This window comes from Pseudomonas sp. GD04019, assembly GCF_029837695.1.
GTDB lineage: Bacteria > Pseudomonadota > Gammaproteobacteria > Pseudomonadales > Pseudomonadaceae > Aquipseudomonas.
The window spans coordinates 361,408-387,921 of the sequence record NZ_JAOEEA010000001.1; the positions used below are offsets into that span (position 1 = coordinate 361,408).

Sequence of the window (26,514 nt, forward strand, 5' to 3'; positions counted from 1 at the left end):
CCAGGCCGTCACTTCTGCTCCGGCACCGCCTCGGCGGGCGGCTGCGGCGCACCGAGGAACTGGCCCAACTCACGCAGGCGCTGGGCCATATCGCCCATGCGATTGTGGGTGCGCAGATCGATCTCGATCTTCTTGTCCATCGCGTTCATCAGCGGCAGGAAGCTGTTCTGCAAGGTCTCGGCCAGCCGTTCCAGCAGCACCTGAACGCCCGGCTGCGGCGGTGCCTGCACGGCTACCTCGACCTGCGGCTGCAGGCTGCCAAGGCGCTGCAGACCGGCCAGCAGCTCGTCCCAGGGAATGTCCTGCTGCTTCTGCGGCTCACCGCCCAGAGCACGGATGCCCTCGACCAGATCGTTAAGCTGGGCCACCACGCGGGAACCGACATCGCTGTCGCTGCCGCCCATGGCCTTGTTGCGCAGGAAGTCGCGCTTGATCTGCGCCCAGCGCTCGCTCTGCTCGGCCGTCATATTGCCGCGCAGCTCGGCCAGCTTGAGCAGGTTCTCCTCGGCGCCGGTGGTGAGCAGCTGCGACTCGCCCTGGTAATGGTCGGCAATCAGCTGCAGCAGCTCGGCGTCGTTCATCACCGCGCTGATCTTCTCGGTCATCTTGTTCATGTTGCGGTAGCTGCCCTGCAACTTGAACGGCGGCTCAGTGCGGTACTGGTCAGCCTGGGCGGCGCTGGCGATGTACTGCTGGTTGACCCGGCCCACCACGTCGCGCACCTGCATCAGGCGTTGCAGGGTGCTGACGATCTCGTTGATCTCCGCACCACTGTAGCCGTGGCTCAGCTCGTTGGCAGAGAACGGCTTGCCCTCGGCCTTGGCGACGAAGCGGTAGACGTCGGCCATGTCGCGGGTGGCCAGCGGCGCCAGCACCGGGTTGGAGGTCAGGCCGTTCTCGATGTAGCTGAGGGAGAAGGCCTCCTGCATGCCGCCCAGGGTGTCGCCGAGGTTATAGATGTCGGCGCGGTTGGCCAGCATGTCCGGGATCTTGAAGACGTCGCCGGACTCGGTGTACGGGTTGCCGGACATGATCACGCAGAACTTCTTGCCACGCATGTCGTAGGTCTTGGTCTGGCCCTTCCACACGCCTTCGATGCGCCGCGTGCCGTCGCACAGCGAGATGAACTTCTGCAGGAATTCCGGATGGGTGTGCTGGATATCGTCGACATACAGCATCACGTTGTTGCCCATCTCCAGCGCCAGGTTGAGCTTCTCCAGCTCCTGGCGCGACGTGGCGTCCGGCGCCTGGGCCGGGTCGATGGAGCGCACTTCATGACCGAGGGCCGGGCCGTTGATCTTCATGAAAATCAGGCCGAGGCGATGGGCCACGTACTCCATCAGCGTGGTCTTGCCGTAGCCGGGCGGCGAGATGAGCATCAGCAGGCCCATCAGGTCGGTGCGCTTGTTCTCGCCGGCGGTGCCCATCTGCTTGGCCAGGTTGTCGCCGATAAAGCCCAGGTACACATCGTTGATCAGCTTGTTACGCACGAAGGAGCTAAGCGGCTTGGCCTTGAACTCGGCCAGGCGCAGCGCCGCACGCTCGCGACCGATCACTTCCTGGCGCAGCGCCTGGTAGCGCTGCAGGCCGGGCAGGAAGGATTCGCGATGGCTGCGCAGGCGGGCGAACAGATCGTCCACCGCCAGCACCAGCTGGCGCTCGTGGATACGCGAATGCTCGCCCATCAGGTTGGCGACGGTGAAACGCAGATCCACCTCGGTGACGCGACCGGGGAAGCCATCGACCAGCAGCGACAGTGCCACCGCCTCGGCGACATAGCCGGCCAGCGGCGCGAACTCGTCCTGGGCGCAGAGGCCGCGCAGCCAGTTGTCGGCCAATGCCCATTGCGCCGCCGGGCGACCTTGCAGGCGTGCCAGGGCTTGCTGGTAGTCGTCCCACATGCGCGCGCCCTGCAGACGCAACTTGAGGCCTTCCTGCAATTGCTTGGCGTACTTGCTGAAGACGAACTCGATACGCTCGGCAGCCAGTTCCTGCACCAGATATTCGGCGGCCTCGCCCACCACAGTAGCGGCCAGGCATAGGGGCTGTTCGGCGAGGAAAGCCTGCAGTGCCTCGGCGATCTCGTCCTGCAGCTGCTGCAGGCCTTCACGACGACCGAACAGCTGCATGATGTGGCGACTGGTGCGCGCCCGCTCCGGCCATTGCGCGGCGCTTTCGTTGTCGCGTTGCAGGTTCCAGAACAGACAGGCCAGCGCGCGAGCTTCGGCGCCGTAGCGCAGCAGGCCGGCGCTGTCACGCAGCGGCAGCAGCTGGGCGAGGATGGCGGCGGCATCGTGGTCGTGGATGCCCTTCTCGTAGCCTTCCTTGTAGCGCGGCGCGGCGAAGTCGCGGATCAGCTTGGCCAGCTCGTCCGGTTGCGCCAGCAGGGATTTCAGGCGCTCCAGGCCGAGGCCCTCGCGGCCCTCGTCGGCGGCCGCCAGCACCTCGCCGGCCAGGTATTCGGCGCGGTACAGCTGTTCGGATTCGGATTCCAACGGCACCTGCCAGAACGGCTTGAGCGCCTCCAGCTCGGCGTTGGCCAGCGGTTCGAGGAAATCGGTGCCGGTCAGGTGCAGGTACAGCTGATCGCCGCGCGGCAGCAGGGTCAGGTCCAGCTCCTGGGTGTTGACGCTAAAACGGTGGCGCGGGCCGAGTTTGATGACGTTGCCGCCTTCCTCGAACAGCTCGCTCTTGTCACGCAGTGCACGCACGGCCTGGTCGCGGGCACCCTTGAGGCGCGCCTCGATGTCGTCGGCCTTGACGCTGTCCTTCAGCTCGCGCAAACGGCCGGTCATCTCGCGGAGTTTGAGGATCAGCGGGTCGGCGGCGAAGAAGGCGTTGAGCTCCTCGGCCTGGCTGAACTTGGCGGTGCGCCGGGACAGGCTGTCGAGGATGCGTTTGGCCGCATCCAGCACGCTCTGCGCCTTGCGCTGGCGCTCGTCGAGCAGCGCCTGCTTGTGCGCCTCGAAGGTCTCCAGCAGCTCCTCGCGCTTGGCCAGGATGTCGCCGATGAACTGCTCGTGGTCGCCGAACTGGCTCTCCAGTTCCTCCAGCTGCACCAGCAGGCGGGCCAGCTGCTCGTCGCAGCGCTCCGGGTCCTGGGCCTGGCCGAGGGCATTGGTGATGCCCTGGCTGAACAGTTTGAACTGGGCACCGAACTGCGCCACCGTCTCGCTCGATCCCAGGCCCTTGCGCCGTTGCTCGGCGCGGGCCTTGGCCTGGTTGAGGCGGGCATAGATCTCGGAGATGGATTCGACGATGCGGGTGCGCTGGGTGGCATCGTCGATCTTCAGCGACGCCATCAGAGCGGACAGCATGTCCAGGTCGGCGGCCATGGTCTGCAGCGCGGCCAGCGGCTCGGCCAGCTGGGCCACGGTCTCAGCCTTCTGCGCCTGCTCATCCAAGCCCTGCAGGCGCACGACGAAAGGCTGCAGCGCGGCATCGCCGGCAAGGAAGGTGGCGGTAGCAGCAGAGGTGCGCTCCTGGGCGGCCAGCAGCTCGGCCTCCATTGCATCCAGGCGCACCAGGTCGATGTAGCGGTATTCGCGAATGGTCAGCAGCAGACCGCGCTGAGCGGTGATGCCGTTGAGGCCATCGACGAAGCTCTGCGCCTGGTCCCAGCTGTCCGGTAGCAGGCCATCGAGCAGCGTCTTGTGGCGGCTCGCGGCATCGGCCATGGCCTGGGCCGACTGCTTGCGGATGCTCTCGACCTTCTCGTATTCGTCCAGCACTAGCTCGGAAGTGGCGGCGATCTCGCGCAGCAGCGGCGCCAGGCCGGCCAGTTGTTCGCCGCTAAGCCAGTGATAGGCGTCGAACAGACGGCGGGTGTTCTGGCACAGCAGGCTGTAGCGCTGCACCGATACCGCCGGCGTATCGATCTCGCGGCACAGGTCGTAGAGGTCGGAGACGCCGCGTACCAGCTCGGCATTGCCGATCTTGCCGAGGAAGCCGCTGCGCGCCGGCTGGCGGGCGGCGAATTCGTCGCTGCAGAACGGCGTCTGCCAGATCTGCATCGGGTGGATGCGGGTCGGCTCCTCGCCTTCGGCAGCGAAGATCACCGTGCGCCCGTCTTCCAGGCGCGCATAACCGTGGCCGAACAGCGGGTTCTGCAGCTGGCGGTTGATCATGTTGTAGGTCAGCAGCACAGCCCGCCCCTGCTCGGGGTGGTAGAAGATGTACTGCACGTCCTCGCCGTTGGGCGAGCGCACGGCGCGCTTGAAGCGCATGCCGGCCATCGATTGCTCGAAAGTCTTGTACTCGCCGTTCTGCAGGTAGTAGCCGCCAGGGAAGATGATCCCGTGGTCTTCCGGCAGCTGCACGCAGGCCTGGCCGATGGCGTCGATGCGCTCCACCTTGCCGGTGAGGCCGTTGTACACCAGGTAGCGCCACTGCTCCTCGCGGTACGGCAGCACCTTGAGCAGCACCAGGCTGCCGAGGCGGGCGAACTCGACCTGGGCATCGTCCAGCGACTGGGTCTTGTCCAGCACCTCCTCGCGGTAGATGCCCAGGCCGTCCTCGGTGTTGTTCTCGACCTTGATGGTGAGGTCGCCGCCGATGGTCTCGACGAACAGGGTGTCGAGGATGTTCAGGTGCGGATGGCGGCCTTCCACCACCATCTCGCGGGTGGCCTTGGTCCACTCGAAGTCGAACGGCGCTGGCAGCGCGATGTCGCGCTCGCCGCGGTTGTCGATGTAGCGCACGTCCTTGCCGTCGAGGGAGATCGACCAGCGGAACACGCGGATATCGGTGATGCACTCGCCGATCTGGAAGCTCGCCAGCAGCTTGCCGTCGCGGATGGCCAACTGCAGCAGGCGGGTATTCTTGTAGTAGCTGTACAGCTCGTTGAAGTCGTTGACGAAGCCGGGCGAGGCCAGGAAGGTGCCGTCCAGCGGCACCGGTTCGGCTTCGTAGGCATCGCCCTCGCCCACCAGGCGGTAGAGGGAGAACACGTCGGCAACGCCGGTTTCCTTCTTCAGGCCGAGGAATACGTTGTAGCCGAACAGCAGGCAGTCGCCGACCTGGACGATGTCGCGGGCGATGCAGTTGTTCTCGGTGCGGATGCGCACCCGCCCGACCACTTCCATCTGGCTGCTGCCGAACTCCTCCAGGCGCTGGCCGTTGAGGTTCTCGGTGATCTGCCGCAGGCGTTGGCCCTGGTCCAGCAGGCGCTTGTGCAGCACCTCGTAGGCGCCGCCTTCGGCGACGGCCTTGTCCAGTACGTCCTGTGTTTGGGTTGCGGCGGGTGCGTCCGACATCGTGGCCTTCCTGGATCTGCGCTGTCTGCGGGCAATGGTGCGGGGAGTGGAGCTAACGGGCTGAGCGGAATCGGTTGAGCGAATCGGGCAGAGAGTGGGCGACTTAATATCAGCCGCCTATCAGCCACTCGCTGTCACCTTCCTGGGCACGACATGCGCCGAGCTCGGGAACTGACGCTTCAGGCACCGATTTTTTTGGCGACCTCGGCCAGCTTGTCGCGCATGGCCTGATCGATTTCTTCGGGTTTGATCTGGGAGATGATCTTCTTCAGTACGCGAATCTCGTTGTCGTCGATTGCGCCGTCGCGCTCGGCGATGTCCAGCAGCGCACCGAGCTCCTGCACGTCCAGGCAGCCGTCATTGGCGAAGCATTGGATCGAGCGGAAAGACATTTCCAGATAGTCCCTGGGTTCCAACATGACACTTCTCCTTGTTTGGTATGGCTGGGCTGGTACCCGTGTCTTCGACGGAGGCGAGCCAATCTCGCCTCCGTACAGGTTGTTACTCGATCAGGCCTCGGCAGCCGGTGCCACGACCGCCAGGTCAGGCTTGTGCTCGGCCGGCTTGCCGTTGAGCAGACGGGCCAGCACGTCCTGCACCACGGGGCTCTTGCCGACCACGCCTTCGATGGCCTTGCCCACCGAGAGCGACTTGGCGAAGGAGTTGAAGAAGTCGCCCTCGCCGCCGACGATCTCGATCTTCGCCTTGGCCAGTGCGGTGGCGAGTACCTCGGCCTGGTCCTTGGCGATCTCCTTGTTGGCGGCAATGGCTGCCATGGCCTCCTCGAAGCTCTTCTCCAGCTGCATGCGGAACTCCTCGTGCTGGCGAGCGCTGTCGCTGAGGGCGTCGAGGGCACCGAATTTCTTGCCCAGACCTTCCGCTTCCGCGTTCAGGCGCTGCAGCAGCACGTCGGCTTCCGACGTACCCAGATCCTTGGTCGCCTGGGCCTTGGCCGCCCCGAGCTGCTGCTCGCCACGCGCCTGGGCGCCCAGTTTCTCTTCCAGCACCTTGGCTTCGGCCAGGCCATCCTTCTCCTTCGCGGCGGCCTGGGCTTCCAGTACGCGAGCCTCGGCCAGGCCTTTTTCCTGCTCACCCTTGGCTTCGGCGATCAATTGCTCGGCACGCACGCGCGCCTCGGCCAGACCGTCCTTCTCCTTGGCCGCGGCAGTGACTTCCAGCACGCGGGCGTCGGCCAGGCCAGGCGCGGCGCGCTCGGCCTCAATGCCTTCGGCCATGCGCTTCTTGGCCTCGGCCTGCTTGGCCGCGGCTTCCAGCTCGGCCTGGGCCAGGTTGTTGATTTCCACCGCCTTGTGTTTGGAGCGGGTCTCGTCGGCCTCGGCCTGCTTGACCTGGCGCACCAGCTCCTGTTCAGCCTGGGCCTGGGCCTGCAGCACGATAACCTGCTTGGCGCGTTCGGCCTCGGACACTTCACGCACTTCCTTGATGCGCTCTTCTTCCTGGGCCACGGTCTTCTCGACCGCCACGCGCTCGCGAATCACGTTGGCGATGTTCTTGCGCTGCTCTTCCAAAGCCTTCTCGGCCTCGATGCGCTGCAGCTCGACCTCACGCTCGCGAGCGACCACTTCCAGGTCCTTGGCACGGGTGACTTTCTCCACCTCAATGACCACGGCGCGCTGGCGGTTCTGCTGGGCCACTTCGACTTCACGCTGATGGTTCTCGGCGCGCACGTCGATTTCCTGCTGCGACTGGATACGCGCCTGCTCGGCCTTGAGGCGTTCCTCTTCCTTGACCTTGATGGTCTCCGCTTCCTCGCGGGCACGGATGGTCTCGATCTCGCGCTTCTGCCGGGCCTCGGCATCGGCCTGCTGGCGCTCCAGGGCCAGGGTCGCCTCGCGGGTCTCGACGTTCTTCTTCTTGATCGCCAGCTCCTCGTTGCGCTCCAGCTCGTTGGTGACGACGTTCTGCGCGGCGGTCAGCTCGGTGATCTTGCGGATACCAGCGGCGTCGAGGATGTTGCTCGGGTCCAGCGAGGCCTTGGCGGTCTGCTCCAGGTAGTCGATGGCGACATCTTCCAGCACGTAGCCGTTGAGGTCGTTGCCGATGGTCTCGACGATGCGGTCGCGGAAGTCCTGGCGGTTCTCGAACAGCTGGACGAAGTCGAACTGCTTGCCGACGGTCTTCAGCGCCTCGGAGAACTTGGCGTTGAACAGCTCGTTGACCGCGGCGCGGTCGGAGGCACGGTCCACGCCGATGGCCTTGGCCACCTTGAGCACGTCTTCCTGAGTCTCGTTGACGCGCAGGTAGAACGCCACGGTGATGTCGGCACGCATGTTGTCCTTGCAGATCAGGCCGTCCTTGCCACGGCGATCCACTTCCAGGGTGATCAGCGAGATGCGCATGAACTCCTTGAGGTAGATCACCGGGTACACCAGGGCGCCGGTGAAGTGCACCTTGGGCGTGGAAGACATGTCGTTGACGATCAGCGCCGTGCCCTGCGGGACCTTGATATAGAAGGCCTTGAACAGCACGAAGAAGCCGAAGATCAGCAGGAATACGACACCGACGCCGATCAGGAAGGGCATCACCAATTCGAGGCTCATTGCAATCAATCTCCTTTGATTCTGGGGTGAGTTCGAGGGTCAGAAGCCCTTGAACTCGTCCTCGGTAATGACCCGGTAGGCGTGTTCGCCTTCCAGGTACTCCAGCAACACGACACGGTCGCCACGTTTGAAACCGCGCGCCTCGTCGGCGCGCACGCGCAGGATCAGGCCCGCGCCACCGTCTTCCAGTACCGCCTCGCCGCGGCTCAGGGTGACCCGGCCACTGCGCACCACGGCGGTCTGCCCCAGCACCGACTTGCTGCTGGTGGCTTCCAACTTGCGGAACAACGGGCGCAGCGGGCGGCACAGGGCTGCCGTTACCAACACGGCCAACAGCAGCGCACCGAACACCAGCACCAGACCCAGCGGGTAGCGCAGAATGCCCAGCGGCAGATGACGCAGCAGCAACAGCTCGACGAAATAGCTGGCGATCCAGGCGAAGAAGAACAGCAGGGTCAGCACCAGCGTCACCGGAACGCCATTGAGGCCCAGCTTGAGCAGCAGGCCGGCGAGCCCCTCGGGCTGCACCGACTCCAGCGTGGAGTCGGCCTCGATATCGAGCACATCGACTTCGAGGATGCCCAGCGCGGCGACGCACCAGTAGAGCACCGCCAGGCACAGCAGGAAGCTGAAGATGACGGTGGGAAACGCAAAAGTGCTGTGCAGGAAATTTTCCATCGAGTTCCTATCCCTGAATCAGGCGGCGGAGCGAACTCCGCCGCAACGCACGACGGTCAGGACTTGGCCTTGTCCTTGAGGCGCGCCAGTACGCTGTCCGCGCTGGCATTGTCGGCCTTGATGCCGGCGGCACGCAGCTTGGCTTCCAGCGAGTCGTCGACGTTGGCCGCTTCGGCCAGCTCGGCCGTCGCTTCCATCTTCGCCGCCCGCTCGGCCTGCTGCTGCTTGATCCGCTCCAGCGATTCCACAGCAGTGTGCAGCTTGGCCTGGGAGCCGCCGTAGCGCTGGGCCACGGCCATCTGTGCCTTCTGCACGCTCTCGGTGGCCTTGACCGTATCTACCTGCTGCTTGAGGCGCTTGATATTGGCCTCGGCCTGGGTCACCGCCTTGCGCAGCTGCGCGACGCTGGCGGCATAGCTGTCAGCTTGCTCGCGCTCGCTGTTCAGCTCGACTTCCAGGTTGGCGATCTTCACCGCCACTTCCTGGGCCAGCGCTTCGTTGCCGGCCTCCAGGGCCTTCAGCGCGTACTGCTCGTATTCGGTGACCTTGGCCGAGCTCTTCTCGGCGCGATCGGCGGCCAGTTTCTGCTTGGCCATGATCTCGGCCAGCGCTTCCTTGGACTTGCGCAGCTCCAGGTCGGCGTCGCGGATTTCCTGATCGAGGATACGCAGGGCCTGGCTATCCACCATGGCCTCACCCACTTCGTTGGCGCCGCCACGCAGGGCGGTCAACAGTTTGCTCCACACGTTCATGGCAATCTCCTTAGGCACCGGCCTTGAGGAAGCCTTCATAGGCTTCGGTGGCCTGAATCACGTTGTCCGCCAGCATCTCGATTTCCTGCACCACGTTGGAGAGCACCGAGGACGCGCTCAGGGCACCGAACATGGTGTAGCAGGCCTGCCCGTCCGGCAGGGTTTCCAGACCGATCGAGGACAGCGGGAAGAGCTTGTGACTGCGCAGCACTTCCTCATTGAACGCCGCGCCATCGCGCACGTCGGCCGCCGGCCAGAGCAGCGCTTCGACGATGATCTGCTCGCCGAACACAGCGATGAACAACGGCAGGTCACCGTATTCGCGCATGGTCACGTGCAGGCTGGCGTCGGCGCCCTGGATCAGCTCGATGGCCGCGCGACCATCCTTGAACAACTCCGTCGCGGACAGCGCATCGAACAAACCTTGTGCAGTCCAAACCTGAGGCATGGCACCTCCCTCCTTCTCCATAGAGGCCTGCCCCACCTGGGGCTGGCGCAGTTTCCGCTCGAATGCCGCGAGCGCTTGCGCATGCTCGGGCAGTATCCACACCTCTTTCTTGATCAAGCCCTGCTCGCGCAGACGCTGACGAAAGAGACGCTGGTAATGGGCTGACGATTTGCTTTCCATGGGCAAGAGATTAGGCACTCACATGTAATGAAGCAACTACTCACATGTAATATTTTCAAACGCATGTATGACGAGCGCGCGAGCACGCAGAGAGCAGACCGAAAAGGGCCGCCACGGGAAAGGGTTTGCGGGTATGGGCAACGGGAGGGAAAGCCTTCCAGGGCCAGATAGGGAGCGCGCATCCTTTCGCCCGGCGATTTAACCGCAGATACTCCACCGACGAAAGCCCAAGGCGCGTCAACCAGGTCGCATCCAACAGGAGTCACGATGATCCCCAGCAAACCCCTCGCCGGCCTGAAAGTGGTCGAGCTCGGCACCCTGATCGCCGGCCCCTTCGCCTCGCGCATCTGCGCCGAGTTTGGTGCCGAAGTGGTCAAGGTCGAGTCGCCGGATGGCGGCGATCCGCTGCGCAAGTGGCGCAAGCTGTACGAGGGCACGTCGCTGTGGTGGTTCGTGCAGGCGCGCAACAAGCAGTCGATCACCCTCAACCTCAAGCACGAGGATGGCCGCGAGGTGCTGAAGAAGCTGTTGAGCGAGGCCGACATCCTGATCGAGAACTTCCGCCCCGGCGTGCTGGAAAAACTCGGCCTCGGCTGGGATGTGCTGCACGCACTGAACCCCAAGCTGGTGATGGTGCGCCTGTCCGGCTTCGGCCAGAGCGGGCCGATGCAGGATCAGCCGGGCTTCGGCGCGGTGGGCGAATCCATGGGCGGGCTACGCTACATCACCGGCTTCGAGGATCGCCCGCCGGTGCGCACCGGCATCAGCATCGGCGACTCCATCGCCGCGCTATGGGGCGTGATCGGCGCCTTGATGGCGCTGCGTCACCGCGAGGTCAATGGCGGCCAGGGCCAGGTGGTGGACGTGGCGCTGTACGAGGCGATCTTCGCCATGATGGAAAGCATGGTGCCGGAGTTCGACGTGTTCGGCTTTATCCGCGAGCGCACCGGCAACATCATGCCCGGCATCACGCCCTCCTCCATCCACACCTGCGCCGACGGCAAACATATCCAGATTGGCGCCAATGGCGATGCGATCTTCCAGCGCTTTATGCGCGCGATTGACCGCGCAGACCTGGCCGACGACCCGACATTCGCCGACAACGCCGGCCGCGATGCGCGCCGCGATGAACTCTACGGGGTGATCGACCGCTGGGCCGCCAGTCTGCCACTGAGCGAGGTGGAGGCCATCCTGGTACGCGCCGAGGTGCCGGCCAGCCGCATCTACTCGGCCGAGGACATGTTCAAGGACCCGCAGTTCCTCGCCCGGGAAATGTTCCTCTCGGCCAAGCTTCCGGACGGCAAGCCATTCAAGATGCCCGGCATCGTGCCCAAGCTATCGGAAACCCCCGGGGGCGTGGAGTGGACCGGGCCGCAGCTAGGCGAACACAACCAGGCGGTGCTGAGCCGCCTCGGCTATAGCGCCGAACAGATCGCCGCGCTGAAGGATGGCGGCACGATCTGAGGTGCGGCGCTCAGCCACCCTGGCACTGTGCTGATCACCCGATTCGATCAGCAGAACGCATTGAGCCGCTAGGGCCGCGAGTAGGTCTGGAACAACAGCCGCACCTGCGCACTCGGCTCGCCGAAGTACTTACGGTACAGCGGCTCGATCTCGCCGCTGCGGTATACCAGGCTCAGCTCGCGATCCACCAGCAGGCGGAAATCCTCGTCGCCACGAGCCATGGCCAGCGCCAGGGGTTCCAGCTCGAACAGCCGATCCAGTACCTGCAGCTCGTCCGCCGCCGGGCTGAGCACCACCTGATTCTGCAGCACCACGCGATCGGCGAAGAAGGCATCGGCCTTGCCCTGCGCCACCGCAGCGACCCCCGCGGCGTAGTCGACCACCGGCACCACGCTGGCCTGCACGCCATACAGGCGCAGCTTGCCGCGCACCCAGTGCTCGGAGACGCTGTCGCCGATGACGGCAAAGCGCTGGCGGATCAGGCCGCGGTTGATGGTGGCGCGCCACTGCGGACCGTTGTACTTGGCACGGCCATTAAGCGCCGCCACCAGGGCGGGCGAAACGTCGTTGCGTACCATCACGCCGCGCCCGGCCGGGTAGATGGGCAGCGAGAAACTCACCTGCTCGCGCCGCGCCAGGGTTTCGACCAACCCGCTGCACATCAGGTCGACTTCTCCTCGCTGCAATGCCGCCACTACCTGGTCGCGCGCCAGGGCTCGATAGTGCACCTGCAGCCCGGCCAGATCCTGCTCGCGCTTGACCCGCTCGGCCACTCGCTGGCAGAGGTCGACGGCGTAGCCCGCAGGCTCGCCGCCCTGCTGCGAGGAGAAGGGCGCCAGGTCAGGCAGATAGCCCAGATTGAGGCTGTTGCTGCCGCGAATCCGCTCCAGGGTCTGCGCCGCCAGCGGTTGCGCCAGCAGCAGCGCTACCAGCATCCAGGTCGCGCGTTTCATGGCGCATCTCCCTTCAGCGCCATGTGCTGCTCCAGCATGCGGTCGGCGATGTAGCCGAACAGCAGGTAGCCCACCGCCGTGACGATCATGCCGCCGAACACCGCCTCGGTGCCCGACGCGTACAGGGCGTAGAAGCTGTAGGCCATGGCCAGCGCCAGTGCAACCATGTTGCGGTACTGGATGGCGCGCGCCACGCCGGCCTTCTGCATGATGATCAGCAGCGCCGAGAGCGCAGTGATGTAGGGAATGATGTTGGTCACCGCCGCCAGGTTGACCAGCTTGCCGAACTGCTCGGAGGCGTTCGGCGAGATGGTCGATACCGCCATGCCGGTCTGCAGCACGGCGTTGGCGATCAGGCCGAGCAGCGGCGCGCCGAGCAGTGTCACGCGGGCGAACAACTGCGGGAACATGCGTTGTTCGGCGGTGACCTTGGCGGTCTGCGCCAGAGTGAACTGCCAGCCCAGCAGCGAGCCGACGCAGGCCATCACTGCCAAAGCCATGATGATGTTACCGACCCAGCCATTGAACATCTGCGCGTAAACGAAGGCGAACGGCGCGCTGGAGTTGGCCAGCTCGGCGTTCGGCACTATGCCCATGATCACAGAGGTGGACAGCACGTAGATCACCGCCGCGCCCAGAGTACCGAGCAGGCAGGCCAGCGGCACGTTGCGCTGGGGATTTTCCACCGCATCGGAGTTCTGCGCCGCCGACTCCATGCCGAGGAAAGCCCACAGGGTCAGCGGAATGCTCTGGGCGATGGCGTCGCTGGTGGCAATGCCATTGGGGTTCCAGGCCTGGCGGAAGATCTCCGGATCGAACCAGAACCAGCCGATCACCGACAGCCCTGCCACCGGGATGATCACGCCCCACACCGTCACCGAGCCAATCTGCCCGGTGACCTTGGGCCCGCCGAAGTTGGCCAGCGAGGTCAGCCAGATCAGGCCGACGCTACCGACGAACAGCGGAATCGCGCCAGTGCCCAGCCAGGGGAAGAACGGCGTCAGGTAGCCCACCGCCGAGATGGCGATGGCCACGTTGCCGATGGCCAGCGACAAGAAGTACAGGTAGGAGCAGAGGAAAAACGCCGACTTGCCGTGAGCCTCCTCGGTATAGGCCGACATGCCGCCAGGCCGTGTGCAGTAGATGCCGCACTGGGCGAAGCAGTAGGCGATGGCCATCGAGCCGATCGCGGTGATCGCCCAGGACAGCAGCGACACCGCCCCCAGCTGGGCCATGCTCGACGGCAGCATGATGATGCCCGAGCCCATCATGTTCACCGCCACCAGGGTGGTCAGCCCCGTCAGCCCCATCTTCTTCCCCGCCATGCCCGCGCCCTCCCCCTTGGCTGCTCCCTCCATACTAGGAGCCGCCCGGAGATTGCGCCTGTCAGCCGTGCAACTCGCGCGAATCCGCCGGCGCCTGCTCGCGCGCCTGCAGGCCGTAGTCGCGCAGCACCTCGGCGACACGCAGGCGGTAGTCGGCGAACACTCCGTCGCGCCCGGCCCTCTGCGCCTGGCGATGTTCCTCGGTGTTGCGCCACTGGCGCACCGCCGCCTCGTCGCGCCAGAACGACAGCGACAGTAGCTTGCCCGGCTGGCTGAGGCTCTCGAAACGCTCGATGGAGAGGAAACCGTCGATGGCCTGCAGCTTCTCGCGCAGATCGGCGGCGATGCCCAGATAGGTGTCGCGCCGCCCCTCAGCCGGCTGCACCTCGAAGATCACCGCGATCACGGCTGCGGCTCCACACCCAGGGTGCCCTCGACCACTTCGAGGAAGCTGCGCTCCTCGCTCAGGATGAAGCGCTTGTCCTGGGCCAGGGCGAAGTTGGCGCGGCCCTCCGGGTCGCTCTTCAGCCGGGTGCGATAGGCCTCGTAGGCCGCCAGGCTGGGGAAGGCGATCAGGCCCCAGGCGATATCGTTACTGCCCTCATGAGGTAGGAAGTAGCCAAGCAGATGGCCGCCGCAACGCGGGATGATGCGCCCCCAGTTTTCCGCGTACTCGCGGAAGGCCTCGCGCTGGAACGGGTCGATCTGGTAGCGGATGAAGCAGGTGATGGGCATGGTGCGTCCTCCTGGGTTGATGTGGCCAAGCTAACGCTTTGTCGCTGCCCGATGGTTCGACTAGGATCGAACCATGAAAGACGGACCCAACATCGCCCGCATCGCCGCGCTGATCGGCGACCAGGCCCGTGCCGAGGTGCTCACCGCGCTGATGGCCGACCGCGCCCTCACCGCCACCGAACTGGCCAACCTGGCCGGCGTCAGCAAGCCGACCATGAGCGCGCACCTGGCCAAGCTGCTCGACGCCGGGTTGATCGCCGGCGTGGCCCAGGGGCGCCACCGTTACTTCCGCCTGGCCGACGCCGACGTCGCCCGCCTGATCGAAGCTCTGATGGGCGTTGCCTTCCGCGCCGGCGCCATGCGCGTGCGTTCCAGCCCGCGCGAACCGGCACTGCGCAAGGCGCGGGTGTGCTACGACCACCTGGCCGGGGAACTGGGCGTGAAGGCCTACGAAACCCTGCTGCAACGCGGCTGTATCGAGGAACAGGGCGAGGAACTGCGCCTGACCGAAGCCGGCAAGAACTGGTTCGGCGCACTGGAAATCGATGTGGAGGCCGCTGCCGGACGACGGCGTCATCTCTGCCGCCCCTGCCTGGACTGGAGCGAGCGTCGACACCACCTCGGCGGCGCCTTGGGCGCGCAGCTACTGCAGCGTTTGCTGCAGCTGGGCTGGGCCAAACGCGATCCGGCCTCGCGGGTGGTCGCGTTCAGCGCCCGTGGCGAGTGCGAGTTGGAACGCCTGCTGCAGGGCTGAGCGATGTCAGCCCTGCATTGGCTTCAGCCCCATGACCTCGTCATGCCGAGCAGCAAACGTCTAAACGTTGCTCAGGGTTTCGACCAGCGCTGCGCCGCCTGCTGATCGCTGCAGCGCCCTTCCACCCAGCGCGCTCCGTCCGGCGTGTCTTCCTTCTTCCAAAACGGCGCGCGGGTCTTCAGGTAATCCATGATGAAGTTACAGGCGTCGAACGCCGCCTGGCGATGGGCGCTGGCGGTGCCGACGAAGACGATGGGCTCGCCCGGCTGCAACCGACCGACCCGGTGCAGCACTTCCACCCGCAGCAACGGCCAGCGCTGCTCGGCCTCGCTGACGATGCCGGCCAGAGCCTTCTCGGTCATGCCCGGATAGTGTTCGAGGAACATGCCGTGCACATCCTGGCCATCGTTGTAGTCGCGCACATAGCCGACGAAGGTGGCCACGGCACCGATGCCCAGGTTGGTGGCGTGCAGCGCATTGAGCTCGACGCCCGGATCGAAGGCCTCGACCTGAATTCGGATGCTCATAAAGTTGTCCTCAAAGCGTAGCGAGCGGGTGTCAGCTCGGGGCGGACGGAGCACAGGAACCGGAATGTACAACTAGTACATGAGGATTCCGAGCACCGCCCAACCCGAGATCACACACGCGCAGTAGCTTTGCGGATAATTTTCAGCCGCCTGTAACGGTGGGGAAGAAGGCCACTTCGTCGCCGTCGGCCAGCTCGGTCTCCAGTCCGCACAGTTCCTGATTGCGTGCGCACATCAGGTTCTGTTCGGCCAGCACCTGCCACACGCCACCACGGCTGAGCAGGTGGGCGCGCAGCTGTTCGAGGTTGCCCAGGGCGGCGCGCTGCAGTTGCTCGCCATCGATGCCCAGTACCTCTCGGTAGCGGGCGAAATACTGTACGCGAATCATGTCAGGCTCCCTGCCTCGTGATAGTCCAGATGGTAATCGCCGCTCTTGCCACCGGATTTCTCCAGCAGGCGCACGGTTTCAATGTTCATGCCGCGGTCCACGGCCTTGCACATGTCGTAGATGGTCAGCGCGGCGATGCTGGCGGCGGTCAGTGCCTCCATCTCCACGCCGGTCTGGCCGGCCAGCTTGCAGCGCGCCTGGATGCGCACGCAGTCGATGCCCTCGACTTCCAGTTCGACCTTGACGCTGGTCAGCAGCAGCGGGTGGCACAGGGGGATCAGCTCGTGAGTCTTCTTCGCCGCCTGGATGCCGGCGATGCGCGCCACGGCGAACACGTCGCCCTTGGGATGGCTGCCGTCGGCGATCATCGCCAGGGTCGCGGGCAGCATGCGTACACGGGCTTCGGCCACGGCCTCGCGGGAGGTCACCGCCTTGTCGGTGACGTCCACCATGTTGGCGCGGCCTTGGGAATCGAGATGGGTCAGCACAGTCTGGCTCCGGGATAGATGCGGCCATTGTAACGCCGCCACCACGGGGAGCGCGCGCCCGCGACGCTCCTCCGGTCGGAGGAGCGTGCGGCTGCATCGGTTACATGTGCGCTTCGGCGTACTCGGCCAGCACCGAGCGCGGCACCCCTTGCAGGGTGATGTGCACACCGTGCTCGAAGTCCTTGAAGCGTTCGGTGAGGTAGGTCAGGCCGGAGCTGGTGGCGGACAGGTAAGGCGTGTCGATCTGCGCCAGGTTGCCCAGGCAGATCACCTTGGAGCCCGTACCGGCGCGGGTGATGATGGTCTTCATCTGGTGCGGGGTGAGGTTCTGGCATTCGTCGATCAGGATCAGGCTGTGCTGGAAGCTGCGCCCGCGGATGTAGTTGAGCGATTTGAACTGCAGCGGCACCTTCTGCAGGATGTAGTCGACGCTGCCGTGGGTGCTCTCATCGTCCGAATGCAGCGCCTCCAGGTTGTCGGTGATGGCGCCGAGCCAGGGCTCCATCTTCTCCGCCTCGGTACCAGGCAGGAAGCCAATGTCCTCGTCCAGGCCCTGCACGCTGCGGGTGGCGATGATGCGCCGGTAGCGCTTGCTGACCATGGTCTGCTCGATGGCCGCGGCCAGCGCCAGGATGGTCTTGCCGGAGCCGGCGGCGCCGGACAGGTTGACCAGGTGGATATCCGGATCGAGCAACGCGAACAGCGCCAGCGACTGGTAGATGTCCCGTGGTTTGAGGCCCCAGGCTTCCTGATGCAACAGCGGCTCCTGGTGCAGATCGAGGATGATCAGGGTGCTGCCCTCGATGCCCTTGACCCAGCCGACGAAGCCCTGCTCGTCGATGATGAACTCGTTGACGTGCACGGCCGGCAGGTTGTCGGTGAGCTGCACCTGGTGCCAGGTACGGCCATGGCCCTGTCGGGTCTCGACCTTGCTCACGCGGTCCCAGAACGAGCCGCTCATGTTGTGGTAACCGCGCGACAGCAGGGACACGTCGTCGACCAGCTGGTCGGTGTGGTAGTCCTCGGCGGAGATGCCACAGGCACGCGCCTTCAGGCGCATGTTGATGTCCTTGGTCACCAGCACCACGCGCATGCCCGGGTTGCTGCTGCGCAGGTCCACCAGCTGGTTGATGATCTTGTTGTCGTTGAGGTTTTCCGGCAGCCAGGTGATGGGCTCGGCACGCTTGCTCATGAGGATCGACAGGCTGCCCTTCGGCCCGCTCTTGCCGCGCTGGATGGGGACGCCCTTCTCGACGTCCTCGGGAATCGCATCACCGAGTACCTGGTCGATCAGGCGGATGGCCTGGCGGCATTCGGCGGCGACCGTGTGCTTGCCGGTCTTGAGCTTGTCCAACTCCTCCAGCACGGTCATGGGAATGGCGACGTGGTGTTCCTGGAAATTCAGCAGCGCGTTGGGATCGTGGATCAGGACGTTGGTGTCGAGGACGTAGAGGGTGGGCTGGGTGGAGCGGGTGCGTCCGTGATCATCCATACTCGGTCACCTTATCGAGGGGCCTGGACGACAGAGCCTCTACAGCTCCGTCGCGGAGGACCGCCCACCTCCCGAACGGAGCGGGATACGCGAGCAAAGGTGATGGCCGAGGGCCGCCACCTGTGCTGCAGGGTTCGGCGGTCTGCTTTTTTAATACCCCAATCTGGATGACAGAAAAAAGAACTTTTTCTTCGGCCGGAAGCTTTTTTTACAGCGCGACGAATAACGCTTGGCGAGGTGCAGGTGCGCCGTTAAAGTCGGAAGTCCTCCCTGCGGCGAAGCCCTTCGCAACGCCGCTTCGCTTCACCTCCCTTGATCGCCTTCTCTCGCTTGGCACCGCCCGGCAAATGCGCTGCTGCCCGTCTCGTCAATCGCCCTCATAGGTAGAGCTGGGGACGCCATCCAGCCTAGAATCGCGCCTCGCTTACTGGAGAGCCACTCGATGCTGTTGGTGATTTCCCCCGCCAAGACCCTGGACTACGACACCCCGCCGCCTGTTGGCCGCTTCACCCAGCCCGAGCACCTGGACCATGCCCAGGAGCTGATCGGCCAGCTGCGCCAGATGAGCCCGCAGCAGATCGGCGAGCTGATGCACCTGTCGGACAAGCTGTCGGCGCTCAACGTGGCGCGCTATGGCAGCTGGCAGCGGCCGTTCAATCCGTCCAACGCCAAGCAGGCGCTGCTGGCGTTCAAGGGTGATGTGTACACCGGGCTGCAGGCCGAGGATTTCAGCGAGGCCGACTTCGACTTCGCGCAGAACCACCTGCGCATGCTCTCCGGTCTGTATGGCGTGCTGCGCCCGCTCGACCTGATGCAGCCGTATCGCCTGGAGATGGGCACCAAGCTGGCCAACGCCCGCGGCAACAACCTCTACGACTTCTGGGGCGAGCGCATCAGCGGCTGGCTCAACGCGGCGCTGGCCGAACAGGGCGACGACATCCTGCTCAACCTGGCCTCAAACGAGTACTTCGGTGCGGTCAAGCGCAAGGCGCTGAACGCGCGCGTCATCGACACCGAATTCAAGGACCTGAAGAACGGCCAGTACAAGATCATCAGCTTCTACGCCAAGAAGGCCCGCGGCCTGATGGCGCGCTACGTGATCAAGGAGCGCATCCGCGATCCCGAGCAGCTCAAGGCCTTCGACTATCAGGGCTATCGCTACAGCGCCGAGCAATCCAAGCAGGACAGCCTGGTGTTCCTGCGCGACCATTCGGAAGACTGATCTGGCCGACAGGGACAGTACGACACGGCGTCGAGTGGTTATCATCGGGCCTCCCCTTCTTTGCGAGACAAGGAGTGCCCATGACCCAGCCCGTAGTCCTGATCACCGGTTGCTCCAGCGGCATCGGCCGCGCCCTGGCTGACGCCTTCAAGGCCGCCGATTACCAGGTCTGGGCCTGCGCCCGCAAACCCCAGGACCTCGCCGGCCTGACCGCCGCGGGCTTCGTCGCGGTGGCGCTGGACGTCAACGACGCCGTGGCCGTGCAGCGTGCCGCCGAGCGCGTGCAAAGCGAGGCCGGGCGCCTCGACGTGCTGATCAACAATGCCGGCTACGGCGCCATGGGCCCGCTGCTCGATGGCGGCGCCGAAGGCATGCGCCAGCAGTTCGAGACCAACGTGTTCAGCCTGGTCGAGCTGACCCGCGCCTGTTTCCCGCTGCTGCGCGCCAGCCGTGGCCTGGTGATCAATATCGGCAGCATCTCCAGCGTGCTGATCACCCCCTTCGCCGGCGCCTACTGCGCGTCCAAGGCCGCCGTGCATGCCCTCTCCGGTGCCCTGCGCCTGGAGCTGGCGCCGTTCGGCATTCAGGTGATGGAAGTGCAGCCGGGGGCCATCCAATCCAGCTTCGGCAGCAATGCCAGCCACAGCGCCGAACAACTGGTCAATGAACAGTCACCCTGGTGGCCGGTACGCGAGGGCATCCGCGCCCGCGCCAATGCCTCGCAGGAAAAGCCGACGCCGGCCGCCGAGTTCGCCGCCACCCTGCTCGCCGCCGTGCGTCAGGCCGAACGCCCCGCCCTGCTGCGCATCGGCAATGGCAGCCGCAGCCTGCCGCTGATCAACCGCCTGCTGCCACGCAAGCTGATGGACCGCATGCTGAGCAAGCGCTTCGGCCTGAATACCCGGCTGTGAGCACCATGCCGCGCCGCTTCCCGATCTACCAGTACGTGCTCGGCGCGGTGGTCACCGCCTTCGCGCTCAACCTGCTGCTGCGCGCCGGGCTGAAGATCGGCGGGCTGCCCGCCACGGTAATGGCCGCCGTGCTGGTGGCCTTCGCCCTGCGTTGGTGCTTCGTGCGCCTGGAGCGACACCGGCCAAGCATCGGCGAACGCTGGAGCCTGGTGGCGCTGTATGCCGGCGCGCTCGGTGTGATCTATCTGGTGATCCTCGGCCTGATGTGGCTGAAGGACGAGCCCGGCGACATGGGCCTGCTGCTGTTCTTGTTCCACTACCTCTGCTACCCGACGGCCCTGGCGCTGATCCTCCATCTGGGCCGGCGAGTCGACTGAGGCCATGCGCCTGTCCGACTCGAGGTACGCACCCGCCGCCACCCTGGCCAGCGAGCTGCGCGACCACCCCGACTGGCACCTGGGCCGCCAGCGCTACAGCCTCTGGGCCCTGGCAGTGGAGTGCCCGGCCGTGCTGGCGCGGATGCAGGCGGCGCGACAGCTGCTGGGCGACTGGCTGCACCCGCCCGGCGTACGCCAGGCGCATATCACCCTGTTTGTCTGCGGTTTCCCTTGCACAGTGCCCCGGTACGACGACGATATCGCCCTGGAGCGGCTGGACGCCCAGCGCAGGGCTATCCAGGCGCTGCGCATGGCACCGCTCGAGCTGCGCATCGGCGGTCTGGACAGCTTCGCCAGCGCGGCCTTTCTCAGCGTGCAGGAGGATGGCCAGCTCGATCAGCTGCGCCAAGCACTTGCGCAGCTCGCGCCAGAAGTGCGCCAGGCCGAGTATGTGCCGCACATCACCGTCGGCCTGTATCGCCAGGCCGTCAGCGCCGCCAACTGGCGCCAGCGCGCCATGCCACTGTTCGACTGCCCGCCACTGCGCCTGCCGGTACGCGAAGTGCAACTGCTCAGCTATGCCGCCGCCGAACCCCAGGGCTCGTTGCGCATCGAGGCGCGGGTCGCGCTAGCATAAGCGGCGCACTCGTCAGGACGACTCTCCATGCTGCACACCCTCGCCGTCGGCAACTACCGCTCCATCAACAACCTGGTGATGCCGCTCGGCCGCCTCAACCTGATCACCGGCGCCAACGGCAGCGGCAAGTCCAATCTGTACAAGGCCCTGCGTCTGCTGGCCGAGACGGCGCGTGGTGGCGTGGTCAACGCACTGGCGCGCGATGGCGGACTGGAATCAACGCTATGGGCCGGGCCGGAGAAGATCAGCCGGCGCATGAAGAGTGGCGAGGTGCCGATCCAGGGCGGTCCGCGCAGCGAGGTGGTGCGTCTGCGCCTGGGCTTCGCCGGCGATGATTTCGGCTACGCCATCTCCCTGGGCCTGCCCGAACCCTCGCGCTCGGCCTTCGCCCTGGACCCGGAGATCAAGCGCGAATGCATCTGGGCCGGTCCCTGCTACCGCCCCGCCTCGCTGCTGGTGGATCGTGAGGGCCCGCTGGTCCGCCAGCGCGAGGGCCGCAGCTGGCAGGTGCTGGCCCAGCATCTGCCGAGCTACGACAGCCTGTTCGACCAGATCGGCAACGATCCGGGCTGCCCGGAGGTGTTCCAGTTGCGCGAGACCATTCGCCGCTGGCGCTTCTATGATCACTTCCGCACCGACGCCGATGCCCCGGCGCGCCAGCCACAGCTGGGCACCCGTACCCCGGTGCTGCACCACGACGGCCGCGACCTGGCCGCCGCCCTGCAGACCATCCGCGAGATCGGCGACCGTCAGGCCCTGGAAGAGGCCATCGCCGATGCCTTCCCCGGCTCCGAGCTGAGCATCGACTTCCAGCCCGGCGGGCGCTTCAGTGTGGCGTTGCGCCAGGAAGGGCTGCTGCGCCCACTCTCGGCCGCCGAACTGTCCGACGGCACCCTGCGCTACCTGCTGCTGGTAGCCGCCCTGCTCACGCCCCGGCCGCCCTCGCTGATGGTGCTCAACGAACCCGAGACCAGCCTGCACCCGGATCTGTTGCCGGCCCTGGGACGACTGATCGTCGAGGCGTCGAAGCACACCCAGGTGTGGGTGGTGTCCCACGCGCGCCGGCTGATTGCCGCGCTGGAGCAGCACCCGGAATGCAATTCCATCGTCCTCGACAAGAACCTCGGGCAGACCGCCATCCAGGGCCAGGGCATGCTCGACGAGCCCGCCTGGCACTGGCCGGACTAGGTGCTGGACGACAAGTCGTCGAACCAAGATTAGGCGTAGGGCGGGTGAAACCCGCATTGGCAGCTACGCGTGTTCCACCCGCCCTACCCTGCTTGCCGGACTAGGCCCGGCCCGGCTCGGCCGTGGCGGCCACCGGCCTGGGTTGGCGGAACACTAGCACGTTGCCGAGCATCACCAGCAGCAGGCCGAACAGCGCCGGCGCCGTCCATTGGTAGCCCTCGACGAACACCGAGATGTTCAGCGCCACCACCGGGAACAGCACGGTGCAATACGCCGCACGCTCGGGGCCCATGCGCCCAACCAGGGTCAGATAGGCGGTGAAGCCGATCACCGAGCCGGGAATAGCCAGGTACAGCAGCGAGCCGATGTAGCGGGTGTTGGCCTCGAAGGTGAAGGGAATACTGGCAACCAGGCAGTAGCCGGTCAGCAGCAGCGCGCCGTAGAACATGCCCCAGGCGTTGGTGGTCAGCGGCTTGAGCCCGGCCTGCTGCTGCAGGCTGGAAAGCAGGTTGCCGGCGGAGAAGCACAGGGTGCCGAGCACGGCCAGGCCAATGCCGAGCAGGGTCTCGCGGCTGGCCTCATGGTGCGACAGCTCCGGCCAGAACAGCAGGCCCAGGCCGAGCAGCCCCAGCGCGCCACCGGCCAGCACGTTGGCGGCGATCCGCCGGCCCATGAAGATCCGCGCGTTTAGCGCGTTCCACAGGGTGGCGGTGGAGAAGATCACCGCCACCAGACCGCTGGGGATCCACTGGCTGGCGGTGTAGAAGCACATGAAGTTGAGGCAGAACAGGCACAGGCCCTGGGCCAGGCACAGCAGCTGGCCGCGCCGGTCGAGGCGCTGCAGGCGCCGGCTGAGCAGGAGCAGGACGAACAGCACGCTGGCCGCCAGGGCGAAGCGGTAGGCGATGGATACCGGAATGGCCACCTCGCCCAACTGCAGCTTGAGGGCAATCCAGGTGGTGCCCCAGATCAGGACGGTGAGCAGGTACAGCGACAGGTTCATGGCAGGGCTCCGTTGACGGCCCCAGTTTCCTCCCAGCCCACACCGCCGTGCTTGCACAAACTTGCGCTTATCTGTTGCCAAGCGCTGGCGGCGCGGCGCCGTGGGAGTAGGATGGCAGGCATCCTCTCCAGCCGATGCAAACCCCGATGGCCAGCCTCGAACAGAACCTGGTGTTCCAGTCGCTCAGCAGCTCGCCCAACGCGCGCCTGCTGCGTGGCGCCGAGCTGGGCGACGAACTGGATGCGGCGCTGTGGACCAACCACCACGACGCCCGCGACTACCAGGGCCCGGATCACCACACCCTGTCCTGCTACCTGGCCGGTGGCACCGGCACCTTCCGCCGCGAACGCCCCGGCGCCAAGGGCGCGCCGGACAAGCTGTGCGTGCTGCCGGCCGGCCACGAGTCGTCCTGGGTGATCAACGGCGACATTCGCCTGGCCCATCTCTACGTCAGCCCGCAGCGTTTCGCCGCCAGCGCCGTCACCCTGCTCGACCGCGAGCCGCGCGAGCTGCAGCTGCGCGAGAGCACCTTCCTCGAAGATCCGCAGCTGGCCGTGCAATTCCGCCAACTGGTGGCGCTGGACTGGGACGAGCCCGGCGAGCGCCTGCTGGCCAGCAGCCTGGCTCATGAAATGATCAGCCACCTGCTGCTGAGCCAGGTCGGCCTGCGCCAGGGCTTGAAGCTCAAGGGAGGGCTGGCACCGCACCTGCGCCGGCGCCTGGTGGACTATATCGAGCAGCACCTGGACCAGGCGCTGTCACTGGGCGAGCTGGCCCAGCTGGCGGCATTGTCCGAATACCACTTCGCGCGGATGTTCCGCGCCAGCTTCGGCCTGCCACCGCATCGCTATGTGCTGCAGCGCCGCCTGTTGCGGGCGCGCGACCTGCTGCAGCACGGCCACCTGGCCCTGGGCGAGATCGCCCTGGCCTGCGGCTTCGCCAGCGCCAGCCACTTCAGCAACCGCTTTCGCGAGGCCTTCGGCGCCGCACCCGGGCTGCTGCGCGCGGCGCGCTGATCAGACCAGCGCGCTTACACCGCCAGCCAGCGGCAGCGCCGCCGCCAGTGGCAGCACCCAGCGCTGGCGCCAGGCCAGCAGCGCCACCAGCAGCAGGCCGGCAAGCATCAGCTGGCACAGCCAGAACACCGCGCCGATCTCACCGCCCGCGCTTATCCAGCACAGGGCCAGGCCACCCACCAAGGCGGGCAGCGCGAGCACACGCAGCAGGCGCTGGCGTGCCGGGCTCAGGGCGCCCTGGAACAGCAACTTGTGATGGCGGCTCATGGCCAGGCTGAGGGCGGTCATGGCGAGGTAGCTCAGGGCGAACGCGAGCAGCAACATCAGACGGCCTCCTCGACCAGAATGCGGCGAGCGCGCGGCGCCTTGACCGCAGCCGGCTGGGCGAAACGCCAGGCGCACAGGGCGCTGAGCAGGCCGCCGACGATCAGGAACAGGTCGATGCCGGCCAGCTCCCAGTCACCACGCGCCAGGCTGGACAGCAGGTGGCCATGCTCGCCGGTGAAGGCGTTGAGCAGCGGCAGGCCCAGGGCCAGCAGCGCGCCCAGGGCCAGCTGCTGGCTGAGCAGGCGGCGCGGCTGGCGCAGGCCGACCACGGCCCACAGTGCTGCCAACAGCCAAGCGCCGACGAACACCCAGGCCTCGGCGCTGGCGCGCTCGGCCATTCCGGTCGGGATCAGGCGATTGCCCCACAGCAGCGCCAGGCTGGCCAGCGGCAGGCCGGCGAATACCGCGCCGTTGAGCGCACGCACCACGCCGATACCGGCGCCGCCGCGGGCCTCGCGCTTGGCGACCCAGACCTTGACCCCGCCAACCAGCAGGGCACAGCCGGCCAGGCCGAGGAGGAAATACAGACCGCGCATCAGGGTGCCGCCGAACTGCACCATGTGCAGGCCGGCCAGCCAGGTATAGGTGGTGTAACCGGCCGGCGCCTTCTGCTCATGCAGCAGCTCGCCGCTGGCGGCGTCGAAGGTCAGCCCGGTCAGCGGACGGCCGATGCGCGACTCGCTGCTCTGCTCGCTGATATCCACCACCGCCGAGGCGTCGCCCGGGTGGTGCGCGCTGATCCAGCCGGCCTTGCTGCCACCCCAGTGCTGCTCGGCCTTGTCGACCAGAGCGTCGAGCGACAGTGGCGGCTGCGCCGGCTGATGCATCTCCTCGCGGTGATAGGCGCCCGCCACCTCACTGAAGAAGTGTTCGACGTCGCCCTTGTAGGCCACCAGCAGGCCGGCCGGCATGAAGTTGGAAACGAAGATCACCACGCCGGTGTAGGCCAGCACCAGGTGGAAGGGGAAGCCGACCACGCCGAACAGGTTGTGCGCATCCAGCCAGGCGCGCTGGCCGTTGGCATTGGGACGCAGGGTGAAGAAGTCCTTGAAGATGCGGCGGTGGATGATCACCCCGGAGATCAGCGCCACCAGCATGAACATGCCGGCCAGGCCGACGATGTACACGCCGATCATGCCGGCATGCAGGGTGTAGTGCAGGCGGAAGAAGAAGTCGCCGCCGACCGTCTCCGCCATCGGCTCGCCACCGGCCGGGGAGAACGCGTAGTTGTGCTGCTCCTCGGTACCGTCCACTTCCCAGCCCAGGCGCCAGAACGGCTCGCGCTCGCTCGGCCCGTGCATCCAGAAGGCGTGCAGCTTCTGGCCCTCGGTGCGGCTCTGCATCCAGTCGCGCATCTGATCGGCACTGGCCACCTCACTCGACACCTGATGCAGGGCCGGGCGCATCCAGCGCTCCAACTCCTTGTCGAAGCAGGCGATGGTGCCGGTCAGGATGATCACGTAGAGCAGCCAGCTGGGCAGCAGGCCGCCCCAGGTGTGCAGGCCGGCCATGGATTGACGCAGGCTCATGGGCGCACTCCCAGCTCGCTCGGCAGGAAGGCCGCCAGGCCCATCGCCAGGGTCAGGCCGACCAGCCACAGCCAGGCACGGATGGCACTGCTGGCGGCGAACACGTAGATCGCCGCCGCCGTCCACACGGCGAAGCTGAGCATGCCGGCGAAGGCCACGCGGTCCGGCCGCGCCAGCGGCAGGTAGACGGAGAAGAAGGAGGCAAAGCCGTAGGCCAGGGCATAGCCCCCGACCAGTGCTGCCAGCACGCGCGAGGCGATGCTCCAGGACGACAGGGTGGAATTCTTGCTCACGGTCGACTCAT

The 26,514-nt window shown here is 66.1% G+C and carries 26 protein-coding genes and 1 other RNA gene; 8 read left to right on the top strand and 19 right to left on the bottom strand.

Annotation, left to right across the window (positions count from 1 at the left end; genetic code table 11):
• Positions 1–8 precede the first annotated feature (8 nt).
• The 6 genes from N7607_RS01690 to N7607_RS01715 all read right to left on the bottom strand — a co-directional run bounded on the left by N7607_RS01690 (position 9) and on the right by N7607_RS01715 (position 9,874).
• Complete coding sequence (locus tag N7607_RS01690; RefSeq protein WP_279867158.1) at positions 9–5,255, bottom strand: DNA repair ATPase; 5,247 nt, start codon at positions 5,253–5,255, stop codon at positions 9–11.
• 179 nt (positions 5,256–5,434) lie between these two features.
• Positions 5,435–5,674, bottom strand: a complete 240-nt coding sequence (locus N7607_RS01695; RefSeq protein WP_279867156.1) for a hypothetical protein — start codon at positions 5,672–5,674, stop codon at positions 5,435–5,437.
• Positions 5,675–5,764: 90 nt separating this feature from the next.
• The gene (locus tag N7607_RS01700; protein WP_279867154.1) at positions 5,765–7,816 is read right to left on the bottom strand and encodes a flotillin family protein; all 2,052 of its coding nucleotides are present in this window, start codon (positions 7,814–7,816) and stop codon (positions 5,765–5,767) included.
• A 39-nt stretch (positions 7,817–7,855) separates the two neighbouring features.
• A complete protein-coding gene (locus N7607_RS01705) occupies positions 7,856–8,494 on the bottom strand; it encodes an OB-fold-containig protein (protein ID WP_279867152.1) in 639 nt (212 codons plus the stop codon).
• A 56-nt stretch (positions 8,495–8,550) separates the two neighbouring features.
• Positions 8,551–9,246, bottom strand: a complete 696-nt coding sequence (locus tag N7607_RS01710) for a PspA/IM30 family protein (protein ID WP_279867150.1) — start codon at positions 9,244–9,246, stop codon at positions 8,551–8,553.
• Positions 9,247–9,256: 10 nt separating this feature from the next.
• The gene (locus N7607_RS01715; RefSeq protein WP_279867149.1) at positions 9,257–9,874 is read right to left on the bottom strand and encodes a YjfI family protein; all 618 of its coding nucleotides are present in this window, start codon (positions 9,872–9,874) and stop codon (positions 9,257–9,259) included.
• A 267-nt stretch (positions 9,875–10,141) separates the two neighbouring features.
• Here N7607_RS01715 and N7607_RS01720 point away from each other — a divergent pair, with 267 nt between their 5' ends.
• Positions 10,142–11,338 carry a CaiB/BaiF CoA-transferase family protein gene (locus N7607_RS01720; RefSeq protein WP_279867147.1) on the top strand — a complete coding sequence of 399 codons (1,197 nt, stop codon included), beginning with the start codon at positions 10,142–10,144 and terminating at the stop codon, positions 11,336–11,338.
• Positions 11,339–11,406: 68 nt separating this feature from the next.
• Here N7607_RS01720 and N7607_RS01725 read toward each other — a convergent pair whose 3' ends face one another.
• The 4 genes from N7607_RS01725 to N7607_RS01740 form a co-directional block, all read right to left on the bottom strand.
• Positions 11,407–12,291: an amino acid ABC transporter substrate-binding protein gene (locus N7607_RS01725; protein WP_279867146.1), complete on the bottom strand. Its 885-nt coding sequence runs from the start codon at positions 12,289–12,291 to the stop codon at positions 11,407–11,409.
• Positions 12,288–13,616 carry a putrescine-ornithine antiporter gene (potE, locus tag N7607_RS01730; protein ID WP_279867144.1) on the bottom strand — a complete coding sequence of 443 codons (1,329 nt, stop codon included), beginning with the start codon at positions 13,614–13,616 and terminating at the stop codon, positions 12,288–12,290. The genes N7607_RS01725 and potE overlap by 4 nt, the downstream gene beginning before the upstream one ends.
• A 61-nt stretch (positions 13,617–13,677) precedes the next feature.
• The gene (locus N7607_RS01735; protein WP_279867142.1) at positions 13,678–14,022 is read right to left on the bottom strand and encodes an antibiotic biosynthesis monooxygenase; all 345 of its coding nucleotides are present in this window, start codon (positions 14,020–14,022) and stop codon (positions 13,678–13,680) included.
• Complete coding sequence (locus N7607_RS01740; protein WP_279867141.1) at positions 14,019–14,351, bottom strand: NIPSNAP family protein; 333 nt, start codon at positions 14,349–14,351, stop codon at positions 14,019–14,021. The genes N7607_RS01735 and N7607_RS01740 overlap by 4 nt, the downstream gene beginning before the upstream one ends.
• A 73-nt stretch (positions 14,352–14,424) precedes the next feature.
• Here N7607_RS01740 and N7607_RS01745 point away from each other — a divergent pair, with 73 nt between their 5' ends.
• Positions 14,425–15,105 (top strand): helix-turn-helix domain-containing protein, encoded by a 681-nt coding sequence (locus N7607_RS01745; RefSeq protein ID WP_279867139.1) that lies wholly within the window; start codon positions 14,425–14,427, stop codon positions 15,103–15,105.
• A 71-nt stretch (positions 15,106–15,176) separates the two neighbouring features.
• On the opposite strand, the gene moaE is transcribed toward N7607_RS01745, so the two are convergent.
• From moaE to N7607_RS01770, 5 genes are all read right to left on the bottom strand, one after another.
• Positions 15,177–15,632, bottom strand: a complete 456-nt coding sequence (gene moaE / locus N7607_RS01750; RefSeq protein ID WP_279867138.1) for a molybdopterin synthase catalytic subunit MoaE — start codon at positions 15,630–15,632, stop codon at positions 15,177–15,179.
• A 5-nt stretch (positions 15,633–15,637) separates the two neighbouring features.
• Positions 15,638–15,713, bottom strand: a non-coding RNA gene (locus N7607_RS01755) — sX9 sRNA.
• Between the two features lie 61 nt (positions 15,714–15,774).
• A complete protein-coding gene (locus N7607_RS01760) occupies positions 15,775–16,020 on the bottom strand; it encodes a MoaD/ThiS family protein (protein WP_279867137.1) in 246 nt (81 codons plus the stop codon).
• Positions 16,017–16,508, bottom strand: coding sequence for a cyclic pyranopterin monophosphate synthase MoaC (moaC, locus tag N7607_RS01765; RefSeq protein WP_279867135.1), 492 nt, complete (start codon positions 16,506–16,508; stop codon positions 16,017–16,019). The genes N7607_RS01760 and moaC overlap by 4 nt, the downstream gene beginning before the upstream one ends.
• Positions 16,509–16,608: 100 nt before the next feature.
• Positions 16,609–18,000 (bottom strand): PhoH family protein, encoded by a 1,392-nt coding sequence (locus tag N7607_RS01770; protein WP_279867134.1) that lies wholly within the window; start codon positions 17,998–18,000, stop codon positions 16,609–16,611.
• A 442-nt stretch (positions 18,001–18,442) separates the two neighbouring features.
• On the opposite strand from N7607_RS01770, the gene yaaA reads away from it, so the two are divergent.
• The 5 genes from yaaA to N7607_RS01795 all read left to right on the top strand — a co-directional run bounded on the left by yaaA (position 18,443) and on the right by N7607_RS01795 (position 22,335).
• On the top strand, positions 18,443–19,222 hold the full coding sequence (gene yaaA / locus N7607_RS01775; RefSeq protein WP_279867133.1) for a peroxide stress protein YaaA: 780 nt from the start codon (positions 18,443–18,445) through the stop codon (positions 19,220–19,222).
• A gap of 80 nt (positions 19,223–19,302) precedes the next feature.
• On the top strand, positions 19,303–20,133 hold the full coding sequence (locus N7607_RS01780) for an SDR family oxidoreductase (RefSeq protein ID WP_279867132.1): 831 nt from the start codon (positions 19,303–19,305) through the stop codon (positions 20,131–20,133).
• A gap of 5 nt (positions 20,134–20,138) precedes the next feature.
• Positions 20,139–20,510, top strand: coding sequence for a hypothetical protein (locus tag N7607_RS01785; protein WP_279867130.1), 372 nt, complete (start codon positions 20,139–20,141; stop codon positions 20,508–20,510).
• A gap of 4 nt (positions 20,511–20,514) precedes the next feature.
• On the top strand, positions 20,515–21,147 hold the full coding sequence (locus N7607_RS01790; RefSeq protein WP_279867129.1) for a 2'-5' RNA ligase family protein: 633 nt from the start codon (positions 20,515–20,517) through the stop codon (positions 21,145–21,147).
• A gap of 27 nt (positions 21,148–21,174) precedes the next feature.
• Positions 21,175–22,335, top strand: coding sequence for an AAA family ATPase (locus tag N7607_RS01795; RefSeq protein WP_279867128.1), 1,161 nt, complete (start codon positions 21,175–21,177; stop codon positions 22,333–22,335).
• A gap of 100 nt (positions 22,336–22,435) precedes the next feature.
• Here the strand turns inward: N7607_RS01795 and N7607_RS01800 are convergent, their stop codons facing one another.
• Positions 22,436–23,338 carry a DMT family transporter gene (locus N7607_RS01800; protein WP_279867127.1) on the bottom strand — a complete coding sequence of 301 codons (903 nt, stop codon included), beginning with the start codon at positions 23,336–23,338 and terminating at the stop codon, positions 22,436–22,438.
• A gap of 146 nt (positions 23,339–23,484) precedes the next feature.
• On the opposite strand from N7607_RS01800, the gene N7607_RS01805 reads away from it, so the two are divergent.
• On the top strand, positions 23,485–24,354 hold the full coding sequence (locus N7607_RS01805) for an AraC family transcriptional regulator (protein WP_279867126.1): 870 nt from the start codon (positions 23,485–23,487) through the stop codon (positions 24,352–24,354).
• Here N7607_RS01805 and N7607_RS01810 read toward each other — a convergent pair whose 3' ends face one another.
• The 3 genes from N7607_RS01810 to N7607_RS01820 are packed head-to-tail and all read right to left on the bottom strand — an operon-like array spanning position 24,355 to position 26,503.
• Positions 24,355–24,675 carry a DUF3325 domain-containing protein gene (locus N7607_RS01810; protein ID WP_279867203.1) on the bottom strand — a complete coding sequence of 107 codons (321 nt, stop codon included), beginning with the start codon at positions 24,673–24,675 and terminating at the stop codon, positions 24,355–24,357.
• 2 nt (positions 24,676–24,677) lie between these two features.
• Positions 24,678–26,210 (bottom strand): PepSY-associated TM helix domain-containing protein, encoded by a 1,533-nt coding sequence (locus tag N7607_RS01815; RefSeq protein ID WP_279867124.1) that lies wholly within the window; start codon positions 26,208–26,210, stop codon positions 24,678–24,680.
• Positions 26,207–26,503 carry a DUF3649 domain-containing protein gene (locus N7607_RS01820; protein ID WP_279867122.1) on the bottom strand — a complete coding sequence of 99 codons (297 nt, stop codon included), beginning with the start codon at positions 26,501–26,503 and terminating at the stop codon, positions 26,207–26,209. The genes N7607_RS01815 and N7607_RS01820 overlap by 4 nt, the downstream gene beginning before the upstream one ends.
• Between the last annotated feature and the right edge of the window lie 11 nt (positions 26,504–26,514).